This is a genomic window from Mesorhizobium sp. P2_E9 (assembly GCF_056403815.1).
Window position 1 is genome coordinate 426,876 of record NZ_JBFUET010000003.1, and the last position, 19,491, is coordinate 446,366.

General features: G+C 63.2%; 16 protein-coding genes and 2 pseudogenes. 5 read left to right on the forward strand and 13 right to left on the reverse strand.

Annotated elements, in window-relative coordinates; translation table 11 throughout:
- Positions 1 to 35: 35 nt before the first annotated feature.
- Positions 36 to 875, forward strand: a complete 840-nt coding sequence (locus tag AC1D05_RS08100; RefSeq protein WP_477439829.1) for an SDR family NAD(P)-dependent oxidoreductase — start codon at positions 36 to 38, stop codon at positions 873 to 875.
- Entirely contained in the window at positions 872 to 1,594 is a 723-nt protein-coding gene (locus AC1D05_RS08105) for an SDR family oxidoreductase (protein WP_477439831.1), read from the forward strand. Before AC1D05_RS08100 ends, AC1D05_RS08105 begins: the two co-directional genes overlap by 4 nt.
- A gap of 87 nt (positions 1,595 to 1,681) precedes the next feature.
- Here AC1D05_RS08105 and AC1D05_RS08110 read toward each other — a convergent pair whose 3' ends face one another.
- From AC1D05_RS08110 to AC1D05_RS08140, 7 genes and pseudogenes are all read right to left on the reverse strand, one after another.
- Positions 1,682 to 2,119 carry a DoxX family protein gene (locus tag AC1D05_RS08110; RefSeq protein WP_477439959.1) on the reverse strand — a complete coding sequence of 146 codons (438 nt, stop codon included), beginning with the start codon at positions 2,117 to 2,119 and terminating at the stop codon, positions 1,682 to 1,684.
- A gap of 30 nt (positions 2,120 to 2,149) precedes the next feature.
- A pseudogene (locus AC1D05_RS08115) lies at positions 2,150 to 2,587 on the reverse strand (carboxymuconolactone decarboxylase family protein); the annotation flags it as partial.
- Positions 2,588 to 2,598: 11 nt separating this feature from the next.
- On the reverse strand, positions 2,599 to 3,129 hold the full coding sequence (locus AC1D05_RS08120) for an RrF2 family transcriptional regulator (protein WP_477439833.1): 531 nt from the start codon (positions 3,127 to 3,129) through the stop codon (positions 2,599 to 2,601).
- A gap of 111 nt (positions 3,130 to 3,240) precedes the next feature.
- The gene (gene preA, locus AC1D05_RS08125) at positions 3,241 to 4,554 is read right to left on the reverse strand and encodes an NAD-dependent dihydropyrimidine dehydrogenase subunit PreA (RefSeq protein ID WP_477439835.1); all 1,314 of its coding nucleotides are present in this window, start codon (positions 4,552 to 4,554) and stop codon (positions 3,241 to 3,243) included.
- A 12-nt stretch (positions 4,555 to 4,566) separates the two neighbouring features.
- A complete protein-coding gene (locus AC1D05_RS08130) occupies positions 4,567 to 5,409 on the reverse strand; it encodes a class I SAM-dependent methyltransferase (RefSeq protein ID WP_477439837.1) in 843 nt (280 codons plus the stop codon).
- A 5-nt stretch (positions 5,410 to 5,414) separates the two neighbouring features.
- Complete coding sequence (locus AC1D05_RS08135; protein ID WP_477439839.1) at positions 5,415 to 6,770, reverse strand: NAD(P)-dependent oxidoreductase; 1,356 nt, start codon at positions 6,768 to 6,770, stop codon at positions 5,415 to 5,417.
- A 121-nt stretch (positions 6,771 to 6,891) separates the two neighbouring features.
- Positions 6,892 to 7,626 (reverse strand): gamma-glutamylcyclotransferase, encoded by a 735-nt coding sequence (locus AC1D05_RS08140; RefSeq protein WP_477439841.1) that lies wholly within the window; start codon positions 7,624 to 7,626, stop codon positions 6,892 to 6,894.
- A 166-nt stretch (positions 7,627 to 7,792) separates the two neighbouring features.
- Here AC1D05_RS08140 and AC1D05_RS08145 point away from each other — a divergent pair.
- Positions 7,793 to 8,568: pseudogene (locus AC1D05_RS08145) on the forward strand (VOC family protein).
- A gap of 184 nt (positions 8,569 to 8,752) precedes the next feature.
- Here the strand turns inward: AC1D05_RS08145 and AC1D05_RS08150 are convergent.
- Positions 8,753 to 9,241 carry a hypothetical protein gene (locus AC1D05_RS08150; protein ID WP_477439843.1) on the reverse strand — a complete coding sequence of 163 codons (489 nt, stop codon included), beginning with the start codon at positions 9,239 to 9,241 and terminating at the stop codon, positions 8,753 to 8,755.
- A 218-nt stretch (positions 9,242 to 9,459) separates the two neighbouring features.
- Between AC1D05_RS08150 and AC1D05_RS08155 the strand changes: the two genes are divergently transcribed.
- Entirely contained in the window at positions 9,460 to 9,852 is a 393-nt protein-coding gene (locus tag AC1D05_RS08155) for a DoxX family protein (protein ID WP_477439845.1), read from the forward strand.
- A gap of 22 nt (positions 9,853 to 9,874) precedes the next feature.
- Here the strand turns inward: AC1D05_RS08155 and AC1D05_RS08160 are convergent, their stop codons facing one another.
- Positions 9,875 to 12,301: a GcvT family protein gene (locus AC1D05_RS08160; RefSeq protein WP_477439847.1), complete on the reverse strand. Its 2,427-nt coding sequence runs from the start codon at positions 12,299 to 12,301 to the stop codon at positions 9,875 to 9,877.
- Between the two features lie 57 nt (positions 12,302 to 12,358).
- A complete protein-coding gene (locus AC1D05_RS08165; protein WP_477439849.1) occupies positions 12,359 to 13,897 on the reverse strand; it encodes a trimethylamine methyltransferase family protein in 1,539 nt (512 codons plus the stop codon).
- Between the two features lie 216 nt (positions 13,898 to 14,113).
- Between AC1D05_RS08165 and AC1D05_RS08170 the strand changes: the two genes are divergently transcribed.
- Positions 14,114 to 14,704 carry a transglycosylase SLT domain-containing protein gene (locus tag AC1D05_RS08170; RefSeq protein ID WP_477439851.1) on the forward strand — a complete coding sequence of 197 codons (591 nt, stop codon included), beginning with the start codon at positions 14,114 to 14,116 and terminating at the stop codon, positions 14,702 to 14,704.
- Positions 14,705 to 14,717: 13 nt separating this feature from the next.
- On the opposite strand, the gene AC1D05_RS08175 is transcribed toward AC1D05_RS08170, so the two are convergent.
- The 3 genes from AC1D05_RS08175 to AC1D05_RS08185 are packed head-to-tail and all read right to left on the reverse strand — an operon-like array spanning position 14,718 to position 19,297.
- On the reverse strand, positions 14,718 to 17,039 hold the full coding sequence (locus AC1D05_RS08175; protein ID WP_477439853.1) for a dipeptide ABC transporter ATP-binding protein: 2,322 nt from the start codon (positions 17,037 to 17,039) through the stop codon (positions 14,718 to 14,720).
- A 53-nt stretch (positions 17,040 to 17,092) separates the two neighbouring features.
- Positions 17,093 to 18,250: an ABC transporter permease gene (locus AC1D05_RS08180; RefSeq protein ID WP_477439855.1), complete on the reverse strand. Its 1,158-nt coding sequence runs from the start codon at positions 18,248 to 18,250 to the stop codon at positions 17,093 to 17,095.
- Between the two features lie 12 nt (positions 18,251 to 18,262).
- Complete coding sequence (locus AC1D05_RS08185) at positions 18,263 to 19,297, reverse strand: ABC transporter permease (protein ID WP_477439857.1); 1,035 nt, start codon at positions 19,295 to 19,297, stop codon at positions 18,263 to 18,265.
- Positions 19,298 to 19,491 lie beyond the last annotated feature (194 nt).

Below are 19,491 nucleotides of genomic sequence, written 5' to 3' on the forward strand. Positions count from 1 at the left end.
CTTGCGCCCAGAGCAGCAGACAGGAGGCTCCAAGAATGGACCTGAAAGACAAGACAATCCTCATCACCGGCTCGACCGACGGCGTCGGCCGCGTCGTCGCGCAAAGGCTGGGTGCCGCCGGCGCCCGCGTGCTGGTGCACGGTCGCGATGCAACGCGCGGCAAGGCGGCAATCGCCGAGATCGAAGCCGCCGGCGGCAAGGCCGAGTTCTTCGCCGCCGACCTCGCCTCGCTGGCCGAGGTTCGCCGGCTCGCCGAGGCCGTCCGCGCCAGGACGGACCAGCTCGACATCCTCATCAACAATGCCGGCATCGGTGCAGCAGGCGCCAAACGGCAGATCAGCGCTGATGGCTACGAACTGCGCTTCGCGGTCAACTATCTCGCCGGTTTTCTGCTGACTTCGGAGCTTCTGCCGCTGCTGAAGGCGAGCGTTCCGGCGCGCATTGTCAATGTCGCCTCGGCCGGCCAGCAGGCGATCGATTTCAGCGACGTCATGCTGACGCACGGCTATAGCGGCGTGCGCGCCTACTGCCAGAGCAAGCTGGCGCAAATCCTGTTCACCGTCGATCTGGCGGAACAGCTGAAAGGCACCGGGGTCACCGTCAACGCGCTCCATCCGGCGAGCTATATGGACACCACCATGGTCCGCCAGGCAGGCGTGACGCCATGGAGTTCGGTCGAAACCGGTGCCGACGCCATCGTCAACCTCGCCACCTCACCCGCGCTCGAAGGACGCGCCGGCCTCTATTTCGACGGCCTGCGCGAATCCCGTGCCGACGCCCAGGCCTACGACGCCAGGGCAAGACAGCAATTGCGAAGCCTGAGCCTTGACCTTGTCGGCTTGGCTTCCGCAGAACAGAAGGAACAGCATTCATGACCGACAGAACCGAACACACAGTCATCATCGGCGGCTCGTCCGGCATCGGCCTGGCGACCGCGCGCAAGCTGATTGGGCCCGGCATGAAGGTGACCATCACCGGGCGCAACCAGGACAAGCTCAACAGTGCCTGGAAGAGCCTTGGCGGCGCCGCGGACAAGGCGGCTTTCGATGCTTCGAAGCCGGATGAAGTCCGCCAATTCTTCGAGCGCCTCGGCCCGTTCGACCACCTCGTTCTGGCGGCGAGCGGCGGCAAGGGCCTTGGCCCGTTCGCGACCCTCGACCTTGCCGACATCGGCAGCGGCGTCGAGGAGAAGGTGCGGCCGCAACTGTCCTGCCTGCAGGCGGCCTTGCCGACGCTGAACAAATCAGGTTCGGTCACCTTCATATCGGCGGTGTCGGCTCAGGCCACCATGCCCGGCGTTGCCGGCATCGGTGCCGTCAACGGCATGCTGCTGACCGTGACGCCGATCCTGGCTGTCGAACTGAAGCCGCTGCGCGTCAACGTCGTGGCGCCCGGCGTCATCGACACGCCGTGGTGGGATTTTTTGCCTGAGGACCAGCGGCAGGCGGTCTTTGCCGAATACGCCGGCAAGACGCCGGTGGGCAGGGTCGGCTGCGCCGAGGATGTCGCCTCGGCAATAGCCTTCCTCGTCTCCAACGGCTTCATGACCGGCCAGGTGCTGACCTGCGATGGCGGCCTGCGGTTTGCCGCCTAGAGCAATTCCAGGAAAAGTGCGAAGCGGTTTTCCGTCCGGAATGCGTCAAACAAGGAACTAGAGCGATTCACCGCTCTAGTTCGCCCTTCAAACGGATTGCGCGATCAGCGTCAGGAAACCACCGCTCAGCGCGACGTTGCCGACGAAGCCGTTGATGCGCGCCGCGCGGTCCGGGCCCTGATGGTCCCAAAAGTTGTGGAATATCGGTGTGGCGACAATCAGGAACAGCACCAGCACCGCACAGGCGATCGCGGTCCACAGGCCAGCCATCACCAGCAGGCCGGCAAGGATCTGCAGGACGATGCCGGCCCACAGCGCCAGCCGCGCCTGCGGCACGCCGCGCGCGGCCATCAGCCCGGTCAGGAAAGCCGCGTTCTGGATGTTGCGCAGGCCGGCGAAGACGAAAGCGCCGCCAAGCAACAGGCGGCCGAGAAACAACAGGGTCGAAGACAAATCGACAGGCATAAAACGCTCCCTTTGAAAAATAGGGGAGCGCCGCCTCCTCGACGGCGCTCCCAAACACATCAGGACAATCAGGCCGCCTTGGCGGCCGGCAATCGGATGAATGGCGTGGAACGGAATGCAGAGCCGGTTCCAGGTGTTGATCATACCGAGCGCAACGGACAGCTTGACCAGTTCCTCTTCCGAAAAATGCTCGAGCGTACGGGCATAGAGCTCGTCCGACACGCCATTGTTGGCGATCAGGGTCACCGCCTCGGTCCACGCGAACGCGGCGCGCTCGCGCTCGGAAAACAGAGGCGATTCCTTCCAGGCCGCGACGAGATAGAGCCGCTGCTCGGTCTCGCCATCGCGCCGGGCCTCGCGGCTGTGCATCTCGACACAGAAGGAACAGCCATTGATCTGCGAGGCCCTGAGCTTGATCAGGTGCAGCAGGCTGACCTCAAGCCCGCATTCGTCGACCGCCTTGTTGAGCGCCGACACTGCCTTCATGATCTCGGGCGCCTTGGCGTAAAATTGCAGTCTCGGCTTCATCGTCTTTCCTTTCACATCTGCTTTGGGGTTTGCGGGGTTGAACTGAATCTCTGTGGCCGCTGGTGGCGCGCGACGAAGGCGCAGCTCGCGGCAAACGATCTCGGATCGCCCTCTGCCGCATAATCCGCCACGATGTGGGACAGCTTCACTTCGGCGAGTGCTGCGCGATAGGCGCGCTCGGCTTTCAACATCGCGGCATTGATGCCGCAGGGTTTGACATAGGCCGAGGCATCGATCTTGACCGGACCGTTGCGGCGGATTTCACCACAGCGAAACGCCGGTTCGCGCCCTTCGACCGCCAGCACGATGTCGAGCAGCGTGATGCGTTCGGCCGGCCGCGCCAGCCGGTAGCCGCCCGCTGGACCCGATACCGATTCCAGGATGCGCGCGGCGGTCAGCATGTTGAGATGCTTCAGCAGATAGCTCGGCGACAGACCGAAGGCCTCTGCCAGAGCCGCACCGGGCATGGTGCTGTTGCCCTCGACGCTCGCCAGCGTGGCCGCGCAGTGGATGGCCGCTTCAACGCCCTCGCCCAGCTTCATGATGCCGATCTCCTATTCATAGATATCCTTTATCGTGGATAATTTTTGTCTGCAATAGGAAAATGAAAAACGGCGCCCGAAGGCGCCGCCTTTTCTGTTGAATGTCCGCCCCTACTCCGCAGCCACCTTGGCCATCGGGTTGTTCGGGTGCGTGGTCCAGTTGGCGTAGATCGGCGACACCGGCTTGCCGGTGCGCTGGTCCATCACTCCAACCGCCAGCGGCTCCATGGTGATGCAGTTCTCGACCGGGCAGACATTGACGCAGAGGTTGCAGCCGACGCATTCGGCCTCGATCACCTCGAAATGCCTGACGCCGTCGACCATGCTGGTGATCGCCTGGTGGGAAGTGTCCTCGCAGGCGATGTGGCAGCGGCCGCATTTGATGCAGGCGTCCTGGTCGATACGCGCCTTGGCGATGTAGTTGAGGTTGAGATACTGCCAGTCGGTGACATTGGGCGTGGCACGGCCGATGATATCGTCGAGCGAGGCATGGCCCTTCTCGTCCATCCAGTTTTCAAGACCGGCGATCATCTCCTGGACGATCTTGAAGCCATAGGTCATCGCCGCCGTGCACACCTGCACATTGCCGGCGCCGAGCGCCATGAATTCGGCGGCGTCGCGCCAGGTGGTGATGCCGCCAATGCCGGAGATCGGCAGGCCCTGCGTTTCGGGATCGCGCGCGATCTCGGCCACCATATTCATGGCGATCGGCTTCACCGCCGGGCCGCAATAGCCACCATGCGAACCCTTGCCGTCGATTGTCGGCTGCGGCGCGAAACTGTCGAGGTCGACGCCGGTGATCGAGTTGATGGTGTTGATCAGCGACACAGCGTCGGTGCCGCCGGCAAGGGCGGCGCGTGCCGGCTTGCGCACATCGGTGATGTTGGGCGTCAGCTTGGTGATGACCGGCATGCGGGTGTTCTGCTTGCACCAGCGCACCACCATTTCGATATATTCCGGCACCTGGCCGACGGCGGCACCCATGCCGCGTTCCGACATGCCGTGCGGGCAGCCGAAATTGAGCTCGATGCCGTCGGCTTCCGTCTCCTCGACCACCGGCAGGATCGCCTTCCAGCTTTCCTCGACGCAGGGCACCATCAGCGAGACGACGATGGCGCGGTCGGGCCAATCCTTCTTGACCTGCTTGATTTCGCGCAGATTGACCTGCAGGTCGCGGTCGGTGATCAGTTCGATGTTGTTGAGGCCGAGCAGGCGGCGGTCGGCGCCCCAGATCGCGCCATAGCGCGGGCCGTTGACATTGACCACCGGCGGGCCTTCCTCGCCCAGCGTCTTCCACACCACGCCACCCCAGCCTGCCTTGAAGGCGCGGATGACGTTGTAGGCCTTGTCGGTCGGCGGCGCCGAGGCCAGCCAGAACGGATTTGGCGATTTGATGCCGACGAAATTGTTGCGAATGTCAGCCATGACAGGTCCCTTTCAGCCGAGACGAAGGATCAATTCGACGGGTGCGAGAATGCCGCCTTCAAGCGCGGCGGTGATATTGGCGATCTTGGTGCGGGCGTCCTCACCCATGACGACGCCGACGCCGGGCGGCGGTTTTTTGCCCTCTGCTTGCGCGGCCGCCATCCTGGCACGCACCGTTGCAAAGAATTCGATGGCAAAGGCGCCACGCTGTCGCTCCGCGATCACCGAGAACCCCGCGGCTGCGGCCGCCGCGCGATAGTCGCCGGGCGTGGCGACGAATGACATGCTTTCATCGGATGCCCATGGCAGCGGAAAGGTCAGCACGCCGTCCTTTAGCCGCATCACATCGTAGACGGCGAAGATACCGCCCGGCTTGAGCACGCGGGCAGCCTCGCTCATCAGCCTCGACTTGTCGGGAAGGTTCATGCCGACATGCAGGATCATAGCCGCGTCAAAGCTGGCGTTGCCGAACGGCATGTCCAGGGCACTGCCCTGCGCGAACCGGACTTTGTCGGCCGTTCCCACCCGCTTCGACAGGCTCGTCGCGATATCGACATAGCTCTGTGTCAGGTCGATGCCGGTGACATCGGCGCCGGCATTGTTGGCGGCAAAGCGGGCTGGACCACCGACGCCGGAACCGATGTCGAGCAGCCTGGCTCCCGGCTTCAAACCCATCTGGCCGATGAGTTCCCTGGTAGCGGCGATACCGCCAATGTGGAATTCGTCGACCGCTTCGAGATCGCCGGTGCGCAGATGGGCAACGTCCACGCCGGCATCGGCGAGCACGGCAAGAATGTGCTGCTCAAGACCCGATACGTCGTAGTGACGGGCGATGCCCGATTCAACCGAGGCCATGATCTCTATCCCTGTGTCAGACTCCTGTTGATGCTCTCCGCCGCATCGCGCCCTTGCGCCACGGCCGAGACGGTCAGGTCGTCGCCGCCGAAGATGCAATCGCCGCCGGCCCAGACCTTGGCCAGTGAGGTGCGCCCTTCCGCGTCGACCTTGATGCGGCCGGCTTCGAGCTCGATCGACGCGCCGCTGCCATTGAGCGCGGCCGGGACAAAACTCTGGCCGATCGCCTTGAACACCTGGTCGGCAACGAGCGTCAGCGTCTCGCCGGTGCCGGCGAGCTTGTCGCCGTTTAGCGCGGTATATTCGAGTTCGATGCCCGACACCTTGCCGCCTTCGGCGATTACCCGCTTCGGCTGCAGCCAGTGGCGGATGGTGACGCCGTTGGCGGCGGCCAGGTCCTGCTCGAACCCGGAAGCGTTCATGTGCTCCTGGCCGCGCCGGTAGCAGATCGTCACCTCCTCGGCGCCGAGCAGCTTCGACTGCACGGCGGCGTCGATCGCCGTCATGCCGCCGCCGATGACGACGACACGGCGGCCGACCGGCAGGCCGGAGAGATCGCTGGCCTGGCGCAGTTCGGCAATGAACTCCACCGCGTTGGTGACGCCGGCCGCATCCTCGCCATCGGCGCGCAGCGCATTGACGCCGCCCAGCCCCATGCCAAGGAACACCGCATCGTAATTGCGCATCAGGTCGGAGAGCTGGTAGTCGCGGCCGAGCGCCTTGCCGTTCTGGATGTCGATACCGCCGATCGCGGTGACATAGTCGACCTCGGCCTGCGCGAAATTGTCGACACTCTTGTAGGCGGCAATGCCGTATTCGTTGAGGCCGCCGGCCTTCGGCCGCGCTTCCAGTATGGTCACGTCATGGCCATGACGGGCGAGCCGGTGCGCGGCGGCAAGGCCAGCCGGGCCGGCGCCGACCACGGCAACCGTCTTGCCGGTCGGTTCCGGGCGCGGATAAAACTGCTTGTTCTCGGCCATCGCGACATCGGTGGCGTAGCGCTGCAGGCGGCCGATCTGCACCGGCTTGCCCTCGGCGATCTCGCGCACGCAGACCTCTTCGCACAGCGTCTCGGTCGGGCAGACACGGGCGCACATGCCGCCCAGAATGTTCTGGTCGAAGATGGTCTTGGCCGAGCCAATCGGATTGCCGGTCGAGATCTGGCGGATGAACAGCGGAATGTCGATCGAAGTCGGGCATGCATTCATGCACGGCGCATCATAGCAGAAATAGCAGCGGTCGGATTCGACCAGCGCCTCGTGATGATCGAGCGGCGGATGCAGGTCGGAAAAATTGTCGGCGTACTGGTCGGCCTGGAGCCGGCCGCCGACAATACCCTCTTTGAACTGGCCTTCTGGCATTGTCAGTTCCCCATGTTTTCGTTTTGGGGAAGGCTAGCACGTTTTATTTTTTTATCAATTGGTCAATTTTCAGCGCAAGCTGCTGAAAAGGCTCGATAAAAACATGATTTTTTTACTCATGTTATACTGTGGACGGCTGCTCTTGCAGTGGCGGGTAGCCCTCGTCGATCGGTCGGTCATGGATAGCCCGGACCTCGTCCGCCACCAGTTGCTGCAGCCGCCACAGATTGCGGTCGTGGATGCCGAATGCCTCGAGATGGCTGACCGTGTTGTAGAGATATTCGGCGCCGGAGCCGACATGGCCGCAGGCCCTGGCCAATATGCTCGCCACTCTGTCCAGCGGTTGGCTGAGTGACGTTCCCCGCCCCTTCACGCCAACCCAGAAACCCAACGCCCGCAGCCCGCCTTGCGCCGTATGCACCGGCAGCCACCGGACCGAGCTGATGCTCTCATGGTCGCTGATCTCACGCCGCAGCAGCCTTTCGATCTGCGCCGGTTTTTCGCCCTCCGGCAAGCGGTAGATCACGCCGTTGCAGCGGCCGCCGCGTTCGAGCGCCATCATCAGGCCGGGCTGCGCCGCGCTGCCGCGCCAGCGCACCATGTCGAGGCAGAAAGAGCGGTGCCAGCCGAAGGCCGTGGCGAGCCGTTGCTCGACCGATTCGAATTCCGGCTTCCAGATCAGCGATCCGTAGGCGAACACCCAGAGCGGCCCCTCATCCGCTTCAGCGGCAAGCCGCATGGCCAGCGCCCTGAAATCCTCATCGTTCAGCTCCGTCCAGCTTGGGTCCGGGCCGGGATCGGCCTCTTCCCTGTGGCACAGTGCGACAAGCTCCGGCGTGAGCGACATCTGGCGCATGAACAACCCCCTTGTCGTACAGAAATCGAAAACCGCGGGGCACGCAACCGGGGAACGCATGTCATGGGCCGACATTATTGTTTGGGCGGTTGTCGGATTTCCGTCGCCAGGATCGTCCTGCGATGGATCGGACAACGATCGATGCTGAACGGTGAGGAGACCGACCATGCCGAAATCCCCAATGCCCTTCTTCTGGTACGAGCTGATGACCACAGACCTCGACGCCGCCGAGACCTTCTACACCAAGGTTGTCGGCTGGACGGCGCAGCCTTTCGACAAGGCGCCCGGCATGCCGCGCTACATCGTCATGAATGTCGGCGAGCGCGGCGTCGGCGGCCTGATGACGATGCCAGAGGACGCGGCCAAGATGGGCATGCCGCCCGCCTGGCTAGGTTATATCCACACCAAAGATGTTGATGCCTCGACCAAGGCACTGAAGGCTGCTGGCGGAGCTGTACACCGCGAGCCCGACGACATCCCCGGCGTCGGCCGCTTTGCCGTCGTCGCCGATCCGCAAGGCGCGACCTTCATGTTCCTGCAGCCAGCGGCCCCGACCAGCCCGTCGTGCAAGCCAGCACACCTGGCCATATCGGCTGGCACGAGCTCTATACGAGCGATTGGAAGGCCGCGTTCGATTTCTATTCCGGCCAGTTCGGCTGGGCCAATGCCGGTGATTTCGACATGGGCCCGATGGGCACCTACCAGACATTCACGGCCGGCCCCGAATCCGGCGGCGGCATCATGAACAAGCCTGCGCAAATCCCCGTCCCGGTCTGGCAGTTCTATTTCAACGTCACCGGCATCGACGCGGCCGCAAAGCGCGTCACCGACAATGGCGGCAAGATCCTGATGGGGCCGATGGAGGTTCCCGGCGGCAGCTGGATCGTGCAATGCCAGGACCCGCAAGGCGCGCATTTCGCCTTGATGGCGCCGGTGCGCTGACGGCAACAAACACCGCTGGCATGAAACGACGGCCTTTCATCGCACCACCGATGAAAGGCCGCATTGCTCTGCCTAAAGCGCGTCGCGTTGAAACGGATTCATGCGACGCGCTTTAGGTCTTTGTTTTTATGCATGTCGTTCTCCCAAAACCGAGGTCACTTTTGGGCGACATGCCTTAGCCGTCTTATTCCGGCGTCAGCACCGCGACCTTCAGCTCGGCCTTTTTCGCGCCACTGAACTGGACGGTGGCCGGGCCGGCCGCGAGCTTGAAGCGCACACTCTTGCGGATGCCGGGGCAGGTTTTCACACCGCTATAGCCGGCCGACTTGATGGCCTTGCCGTCCTCGATGACATCGATCCAGGCCTCGCCCGACAGGCTGATCTGAATGGCGCCTTCGGCCGGCACCTCCACGCTGGCGACGGCACCGAACGTGCCCTCCGCCGGCGCGCGCTCGGGCGGCAGCGTAAAGCCGGCTTTCTCGGCCGGGACCAGTGCCAGATCCGCGGCGGCACCCACCGCCAGCGCCGCTCCAGACGGCGTTGCGGGTGCCGAGGCAAACAGCGCCTGTTCCCGCGTCACCGGCCATTTGAAGGCCTCACAGCCGGCGTCCTCGGCCATGGCGAAACTGGTGCCTGCAAGGAGTGCGAACAGGCTGATGATGACTTTTTTCATGACAAGGGAACTTTCATGGCGGGGAACCCACACGTTCAGAGCGTCCATTCTGATACAACCATAGCGATAATAATGCAACCCAGGCGAGAACAATATCAAAGGGCATACCAGGGCACATTTCCAATCACCGATTGTTGATGCTGCGCCATGGGAAGTGAATGGTCCATGGCCGGGCGATAATCTATGGCCGGGCCGGGAGGGTGAAAATGGAGTTTTAGATGAAGCTTCTCGAAAGCCTCTCCAAATACCAGCCGCAGGCGCTCGGCGTGCTGCGCATCATGACCGCGCTGCAGTTCATCGAGCATGGCAGCCAGAAACTGTTCAACTTCCCCTTCAGCGCCGAGCCTCACGCCCTCAACGGGCTGACGACAACCGCCGGCATTCTCGAATTCGCCGGCGGCATCCTGCTGGCGCTTGGCCTGTTCACGCGGCCCGTGGCGTTCCTTCTAGCCGGCGAAATGGCGATCGCCTATTTCATGGCGCACTACCCGCGCGACTTCTTCCCAGCCAACAATGGCGGCGACGCGGCGATCTCGTTCTGCTTCATCTTCCTCTATCTGGTGTTCGCCGGCGCCGGCGCCTTCGCGCTGGACAACCGCAGCAAGGCCTGAGGTCCCAAGCGGGGGTGAGCCTTCACTCCCGCATCCGCTCGAAATTCGCATCGAACAGCGGCGCCGCCTGCATGCGCGCCGCGTGGCGCTTGCCCAGCAACTCGATCTCGAAGCCATCGCTCTCGTCGGCGATCTCCTTCGGCACATAGCCGACGGCGACCGACTTTTTCGAGTGATGGGCATAACCGCCCGACGTCACCCAGCCGCGCACCGCGCCGCCGAACCAGATCGGCTCGTCGCCGATGACATCGGCATCATCGGCATCGACGATGAAGGCCCGCAGCCGGAGCTTGCCGCCCTGCCTGCGCTCGGCCAATGCCGCCGCCTTGCCGATGAAATCCGCCTCCTTGCCATAGGCGACGAAGCGGTCGAGCCCAGCTTCTAGCGGCCCGTATATCGGCCGGTATTCGCGCCCCCATGAGCCATAATTCTTCTCCAGCCGCAGCGCGTTCAGCGCCCGAGAACCGAACAGGCCGATGCCGAAGTCTTCGCCCGCCGCCATCAGCGCCTGATAGGCCGCACGCTGATATTCCGGCGCCACCCAGATCTCGTAGCCGAGATCGCCGGTATAGCTGACGCGGCCGACCAGGCACGGCGCCATGCCGATATCCATCTTCGCTACCGCCATGAACGGAAACGCTGCGTTGGAGACATCCGCGCGACTGACCTTGGCCAGCACCTCCCGCGCCTTCGGCCCGGCAATCGCAAGGCCGGTGAGTTTCGCGCCCAGCGCTTCGATGTGAACCGAGCCATCTCCCGGCAGATGCGCCTCAAACCAGCGCATATGGTACTGCTCGGCAATACCGGAGCCGGCGAGGAACCAGCCGTCCGAGCCCAGATTGGCCAGTGTGAAATCGCCGATCAGCCTGCCGTCTTCTTTCAGCATCGGCGCCAGCGTCATGCGGCCGGGTTTCGGCAATTTGCAGGCAAGCATGCGGTCCAGCCAAGCCGCCGCCCCCTCGCCCGTCACCTTGTATTTGGCGAATGACGAGATTTCCGACAGGCCGGCGCCCCCGCGTACCGTTGCGACCTCCCTGGCGACATGGGAGAAATCGCTCGAACGCCGCCAGGAGAACTCATCCTTGATGCCTTCCGGCGCATACCAGAGCGGCACCTCCAGCCCATAGGCGACGCCAAACTGCGCGCCCTTGGCCGACAACAGATCGTAGATCGGCGTGGTCTTGAGCGGCCGCCCTGCAGGCAGTTCCTCGTTCGGGAAGCGGATCGAGAAGCGCCTTGAATAGTTCTCGCGCACCTTGGCATTGGTGTAGGCCATCGTCGCCCAGTCTCCGTAGCGCGCCACGTCCATGGCCCAGATGTCGGCGCCGGGATCGCCCTCGATCATCCAGTTGGACAGCGCAAGACCAACGCCGCCACCCTGCGAAAAGCCGGCCATGACGCCGCAGGCGACCCAAAAACCCGGCAGGCCGCGCACAGGCCCGACCAGCGGATTGCCATCCGGCGCAAAGGTGAAGGGGCCGTTGATGATCTGCTTGATGCCGGTGTTCTGGAAGGCCGGGAAATGCCGGAAGCCCACCTCCAGCGACGGCGCGATGCGGTCGATGTCGGGCGCCAGCAATTCATGGCCGAAATTCCACGGCGTCTGGTATTCAGACCATGGCTTGTTGGCTTTCTCATAGGTCCCCATCAGCATGCCGCCGCGCTCCTGGCGCAGGTAAAGCTCGCCGTCGAAATCGACGGCATGCATGATCTCTTCTCCGGTCTTGGCGTTCCAGGCGGCGACTTCCGGCATGTCCTCGGTGATCAGGTACATGTGCTCCATCGCCAGCACCGGCAGTTCGAGCCCGACCATGCGACCGACCTCGCGCGCCCACAGGCCGCCGGCATTGACGACATGCTCGGCCACCACCTCGCCCTTGTTGGTGATGACGCGCCACATTCCGTCCGGCCGCCGCACGATGTCCTCGACCTTGGTGAAGCGTTCTATTTCCGCCCCAAGCTTCCGCGCAGCCTTGGCATAGGCGTGGGTGACGCCGGAGGGATCAAGATGGCCGTCCTCCTTGTTGCGGACGGCGCCGACGAACTGCTTTGGGTCGAGCAGAGGCATCAGTTCGGCTGCCTCTTTCGGCGAGATTTCTTCCAGCTCGATGCCGAGATAGCGCCCTTTGGCGACGACGCCACGCAGCCAGTCCAGCCGCGCCTCGGTCGCCGCCAACAGCACGCCGCCGGTCAGGTGCACGCCGGTCGCCTGGCCGGAAAGCTCCTCGATCTCCTTGTAGAGGTTGATGGTGTATTTCTGCAGCTTGGCGACGTTGGGGTCGCCATTGATCGTGTGCATGCCGCCCGCCGCGTGCCAGGTCGAGCCGGAGGTCAGCTCGTCGCGCTCCAGCAGCACCACGTCGGTCCAGCCATGGCGGGCGAGATGGAACAGCACGGAGCACCCGACGACGCCACCGCCAATGACCACGACCTTTGCATGCGATTTCATGGATTTTTCTCTGATATCAAGGAGTTGGATGGGTGAATGGATTCAAGACGGGAGGCGTCACGGCTCGCCCTGCCCGATCGCTTCCTTGCGCCTGGCGACATACGCCTCCAGCGCCTCGCGCACGGCGACATCCATCACCGGCTCGACATAGTCTTCCAGCGCCTTCTTCCACAGCCGCGTCGCGCGCGCGGTGGCGTCGAGGCTGCCGGCCTCCTGCCAGGCTTCAAAATTCTGCCAGTTGGACAGGATCGGCTGGTAGAAAGCGGTGGCGTAGCGCTCCAGCGTGTGCGGCTCGCCGAAGAAATGCCCGCCCGTCGGCACCGCGCCCAGCGCCTCGATGGCAAGCTCGGCCTCATCGACCATGATCGGGCGCAGGAACTCCATCATGTGCTGGATCATCTCGACATCGATGATGAATTTTTCGAACGACGCCGTCAGCCCGCCCTCCTGCCAGCCGGCGGCGTGGTAGACGAGATTGCCATGGCCAAGCACCGCGCCCCACAGCGCCATCAGCGTTTCATAGGCGCCTTGCGCATCGGCGGCGTTGGAGGCCGAACCGGGCGTGGTGCGGTATGGCAGCCCGTAGCGCCGCGCCAACTGCCCCGAGGCGATGTTGGCCTTGGTGTTCTCCGGCGTGCCGAAGGCCGGCGCGCCCGACTTCATGTCGACATTGGAAGTGAAGGCGCCATACATCACCGGCGCGCCCGGCCGCACCAACTGCGTCAGCACGACGCCGAACAACGCCTCGGCATTCTGCTGCGCCAGCGCGCCGGCCAGCGTCACCGGGCTCATCGCCCCCATCAGCGTGAACGGCGTCACCGCCACCGACTGGCCGAACTCGGCCATCGTCATCAGCCCCTCGGCCATCATCTCGTCGAAGCGGCGCGGCGAGTTGACAGAGATGATGGTGGCGATGCCGGGATCGTCGCGCAGCTGGTCCAGCGTCAGCCCGCGCGCGATCGCCATCATCTCGATGCCGTCCAGCGCCCTGCCCCGGCCAATCGCCGAGACGTGGAAACTCTTGTCGGTCAGCGTCAGATTGGTGAAGTATGTGTCGAGATGGCGCGAATTGGCCGGCAACTCGACCGGCGCGCAGACCTGGTTGCCGAGCATGTGGACGCAGTTGAAATGCTGTGCCAGCCGGGTGAGATCCGCATAGTCGCGGAGATTGCCGGCGCGGCGGCCACGCTCCATGTCGTGCACATTGGGCGGCCCGGCAACGAGGGTGAAATTGATGGTGTTGCCGCCGAGATGGATCGTATTGGCCGGGTTGCGTGGTGTCAGCGTGTAGTTGGACCGTGTGGTCTTCAGCGCCTCGTCGACCATGCCGCGATCGATGCGGACATTCGCCGAGGCGTGATCGACCGCAGCACCAGCCTTCTCGAACAGCGACAGCGCCCGCGGGCTCATCACCTCGATGCCGAAATTCTCCAATACATGCATCGATGCCTGGTGGATCGCCTCGATCTGGTCGGGCGATAGCAATGCCATCGGCGGATAGGGATTGGTCACCCGCTTTTGCGGCAGCTGCGGGATCGGCGCTGGCCCTCGGTTGCTGGTGCGCTCGGCGCCGCGCTTGCGTCTTGGTTCGTTCATACCGGCATCAAAGCTCCGGCAAACCACGCAAGCTGTCAGAAATACGCCGTTTGCAGGCGTGATTTTAGCCACGGCGGCATCTATGCAGTTTGACTTTATAATAAGCGACAAAATCCGTCGGAATATCAATACGGCTTTTCGCCAAGCTCTCGTCCCGGCGGAGCGTTAACGGACGCAGCAAGATTCCTTTTATGATTTCGGCCTATTGCTCATCCCATGCGTAGGTCGAGTTTTAGTAAAATTGTAGCGGTTGGCGTTCTGCTGGCGTTGTCGGCCTGCGCCACCGCGCCCAGCCACATCAACAATGTCTGTGCCGTGTTCGACCAGAATGACGGCTGGTTCGACAATTGGCAGTCGGCGGCCGAACGCGCCTCGCAGAAATACGGCATACCCGTGCCGGTGCTGATGGCGACGGTGCGCAAGGAATCCGGTTTCAAGAGTAATGCCCGGCCGCCGCGCACCAAGCTGCTCGGCTTCATTCCGTGGAAGCACGTCTCCTCGGCCACCGGCTTCTCGCAGGCGCTGGACGGCACCTGGTCGCAATATCAGCGCGAAACCGGCAACTGGGCGGCGCGACGCACGAAGTTCGCCGACGCCGTCGATTTCGTCGGCTGGTATCATTCCAAGACGGCGGACACATACGGCGTCGCCCGCAACGACACCTACAATCTCTACCTCGCCTACTATCTCGGCTGGACCGCCTATGGCCGCGGCAACCGTGGCGACGCGGGCGTGCAGGGCTACGCGCGGGCGACCGACAAGATGGCCCGCGACTACGCCGTCCAGCTACAGCAATGCGAAAACTAGCACCCTTCCCGGTTTAGTGCCGCCTTGTCGTATCTTTCGGCTTTTTAACACCGGTTTCGGAAGCCTCGTCGACTACTTTGTTGCGACGGGCTCGCATCCCAGCCTGGCCCTGCTCCACGGCCTCGCCGATCTGGTCGGCTTCCGCGCTGGACGTTTTGCCACGCGGCCGTTTGGGCGCTGTTCCTGTCGAACCCGGGCCGCCGCCATGCGGCGCATCTTCCGGCACGCCTTCATGCGCCGCGTGCTCCTTGTCGAACTTGATCACCGGCTCCATCGTCGCCAGCACGTCGTCGGACAGCCAGCACAGGCTCATATGGCCGTCGCCGAGATGCTTGACCGGCGGCACCTTGGTCTCGCACAGATTGTCCGGCACCAGCTTCTTGTAGCCGCAGCGTGTCTGGAACGGGCAGCCGGACGGCGGATTCATCGCCGAGGGAATGTCGCCTTCGAGCACGATGTGCCGTTTGACCACGCTGGTGTCGGCGATCGGGATCGCCGACAGCAGCGCCTCGGTATAGGGATGATAGGGCGGCGCGAAGATCTGGTCGGTCGTGCCTTGCTCGACGATGTAGCCGAGATACATGACGACGACGCGGTCGGCGATGTAGCGCACGACGGACAAATCGTGGCTGATGAACAGCATCGTCGTCTTGTTCTTGCGCTGGATGTCCATCAAGAGTTCGGTCACCGCCGCCTGCACCGACACGTCGAGAGCGGAAACTGGCTCGTCCGCCACCACCACCTTGGCGTCGCCGGCAAAAGCTCGTGCCACGCCGATGCGCTGTTTCTGGCCACCCGACAGCTGGCGCGGCTTGCGTGTCTCGAAGGCGCGCGGCAGCTTCACCAGGTCGAGCAGTTCCAGCATGCGCTTGCGGCGGTCGGCAACCGTCTTGCCGACATTGAATTTCTCCAGCGTGCGGATGATCTGCGAACCGACCGAATGGCTGGGGTTCAGCGTGTCGAACGGATTCTGGAACACCATCTGGATCGACGACACGGTGTCGACACTGCGGCTCTCGATGCCGGTCGACTGGATCTCCTTGTTGCCCAGCGTCACCGTGCCGGCACTGGCCGTCTCCAGGCCGAGCAGCACCTTGGCCAGCGTCGACTTTCCGCAGCCGGATTCACCGACAATGGCGACGGTCTCGGATTCGCGCGCCATGAACGAGATCGTCTCATTAGCCTTGACGACGCGGCCCTCGCTCGAGCCGAACACCTCGTTGCCGCCGACCTTGTAGTATTTTCTCAAATCCTCGATCTTGAGCACTGGCGCGCCGGGTATGACGCGCTCATTGACTTTCTTGGCTCCGGGCGGCAGCGCCTCCCAATCGATCTCGTTGAAGCGCACGCAGCGCGAGAAATGGCCCTCGTGGCCAGCGACCTCGATCATCGGGATCTCGGCGGCGTTGCAGACGCCCTCGACGAAATGGTGGCAGCGCGGGCCGAAATTGCAACCCTTCGGCCGCTCATGCGGCAGCGGCAATTGCCCCGGGATGGAGATCAACGGCCGCGAATTCTTGTCCGCGCCCGGCAGCGGGATCGAACGGAACAGCCCTTGTGTGTAGGGATGGCGCATCCGGTCGAACACGTCCTTGATCTTGCCGGTCTCCACCGCTTCGCCCGAATACATCACGGTGATGCGGTCGCAGGTTTCCAGGATCAGGCCGAGATTGTGCGACACGAAGATCATCGAGGTGCCGAACTTCTCGCCGAGCCCCTTGACCAGTTCGACGATGCCCGCCTCCACCGTGACGTCGAGCGCCGTCGTCGGCTCGTCGAGCAGAAGCAGCGCCGGCTTCGACAGCAGCGCCATAGCGATGACGATGCGCTGCTGCTGGCCACCGGAGAGCTGGTGCGGATAGGAGCGCATCATGCGCTCAGGGTCCGGAAGCTTGACCGCGCGTACCATGTCGAGGGAGCGTTTGTAGGCCTCTTCCTTCGACACCTTGTCGTGGATCAGCGGCACTTCCATCAGCTGCTGGCCGACCTTCATCGCCGGGTTGAGGCTGGCCATCGGCTCCTGGTAGATCATGGCGATCTTGTTGCCGCGGATGGCGCGCAGTTCCTCGTCGGAGAGCTCGCCCATATCCTTGCCCTGGAACTTGATCTTGCCGCCGACGATCTTCCCGATGTTGGAAAGGTCGCGCATGATGCCGAGCGACACGGTCGACTTGCCGCAGCCGGATTCGCCGACGATGCCCATCGCCTCGCCGGGCATGACCGTGCAGGAAAAATCCATGACGGCCGGGATCTCGCCCTTGCGGGTGAAGAAGGAGATCGACAGGTTCTCGATCTCGATGATCGGCTCTGCGGGATTTCGAACTGCCTCGTTCATGGGTCGCTCCAATCCTTGGTTCTTGCAGGCAAGTCGGGTCGAAGACCCCGCCATCAATCCTTCATCGATTGCTCGCGCAGGGAATCGGCGAGCAGATTGAGCCCCAGCACGAAGCTCATCAGTGCGATCGTCGGTGGCAGCGCCGGGTGGATGAAGGAGCGCAGCAGCCGGCTGGCGTCCTTGATCGCTGTGCCCCAGTCAGGGCTTTCCGGCGCCAGGCCGAGACCGAAATAGCCCAGCGTGCCGAGCAGGATGGTGGTGTAGCCGATGCGCAGGCAGGCATCGACGATCAGCGGCCCGCGCGCATTGGGCAGGATTTCCCACAGCATGATGTACCAGGGCGATTCACCACGCGTCTGCGCCGCCGCCACATAGTCGCGCGTCTTGATGTCCATAACCAGGCCACGCACGATGCGGAACACGCCGGGGCTGGAGGCAAACACCACCGCCACGAAGATGTTGAGCTGGTTGGGATCGATGTGGACGATATGCAGCGGGTCCTTGTCGAACACCAGGCCCAGATAAATCCAGCCGCCGACGATCAGGGTGATGCCGAGCAGGATGTACAGCCGGTCGGGCCGGTTCTTGTAGCGCGTCCAGAACAGCACGCTGAAGAAGATGATTGGAAACAGGAAGAACACGCCGGCCATCGCATAGGGGATTGGCGTGTCCATGATGCCCGGCGTCACCAGCAGGTAGAACAGCAGGATCACCGGGAACGCCAGCACCAGGTTGGCCAGGAACGACAGCACGGTATCGATCTTGCCGCCATAATAGCCGGCAGGCAGGCCAAGCGTGATGCCGACCATGAGCGCGAAGCCGGTCGCCGCCGGCGCGATGATCAGCACGATCTGGCTGCCGTAGACCATGCGCGAAAACACGTCGCGCGCAAGCTTGTCGCCGCCGAACAGATAGACCAGACCTGACTGCGGCTCGACCGCTCCCGGCAGCACGTCCTTCATCGCGGGGATCTGGGCCAGCGGGTCGAAGGGCGAGATGGTCGCCGCGAAGATCGCCGTGAACAGCCAGAACAGGCAGATACCGACACCGACGATGCCGACGCCGCTGTCGAACAGCTGTCCATAGAGCGCGAGCTTCTTCTTGTAGGCGAAGCTCGCCCCCATGACGATGATGAGCGCGATCCAGACCGGCCAGAAGCGCGACAGCACTTCGAGAACGACGGTGAAGGCACTGATATATTGGACCTGCATCCGCTTCGCCCCCTACTGAACTCTGATACGCGGATTGAGAAACGCGTAGCCGACATCGGAAATGAGCTGCGTGATCAAGACGATGAACACCGAGACCAGCGAGCAGCCGAGCAAAAGATCGATGTCGTTGTTGCCGGCGGCCTCGACCAGCGTGTAGCCAAAACCCTGGTAGCGGAACATCACCTCGACGATGACGACGCCGGTGAGCAGCCAGGGAAACTGCAGCATGATGACGGTGAACGGCGCGATCAGCGCATTGCGCAGCGCATGTTTGACCACCACGCTGCCGAAGGAGAGACCCTTCAACCGGGCGGTGCGGATATATTGCTGCGTCATCACCTCGACCATCGAGGCGCGCGTCATGCGGGCGATATAACCGATGCCGTAGATCGCCAGCGTCATGACCGGCAGCGTGAAATTGTAGAAGGTGATGCCTTGGCTCGCCGACGCGGCCGAGCCGTTCAGCCAGCCAAGCCAGGAGGCGAAGATCACGGTGAAGATGACGCCCGAAACATATTCGGGTGTCGCCGTCGAGGCGATCGAGGCCACCGACAGCACCCGGTCGGTTCGCGAGCCCTCGCGCATACCGGCCAGGATGCCGATCAAGAGCGAGATCGGCACCATCACCACCAGCACCCAGAACATCAGGATGCCGGTCGCACCAAGGGCAGGGAACAATTTCGAGGCGACCGTTGCCTTGAACTTGGTCGAGCAGCCGAAATCACCCTCGAAAACGCCGGCGAAGGTCGGCACGATCGGATCATTGCAGAACGAGAAACGCTGCGCCGGCTTGCCGGTCGCCGGATCGGTCGCCGGCTGCTTGGGCATGACGCCCAGCCACTGCCCATAGCGGACGAAGAAATTCTGCCGGTAGCCATGGCCGGCCAGCCAGCTCTCGAGCTGCTCGGCCGACGTATGCATTTCGGTCTGGCTGATCGCCAGCTTCTTCAGATTGGGTTCAAGGTTGATCAGGAAGAAGACGACCATGGTCAGGCACAGCATCGTCAATGCCATGGTGCCAAGACGCCTGATAACGAAGGAAAGCATGGCGGCCCCCTGCCGATGGGTTGGGGTTTGAGCCGGCTATGAAAGCCAACCCTGCCGTGACCGGCAAGGCTGGCCGTCAAACAGGCCTTCGGATGCGATCAACCCTGTTTTTGTTGCATGACCTTGCCCGGGAGTCCGCAACTTTTTTAGAGAAGCGCGGACCAACGGGGACAGATGATGCAAACAGCAGGGAA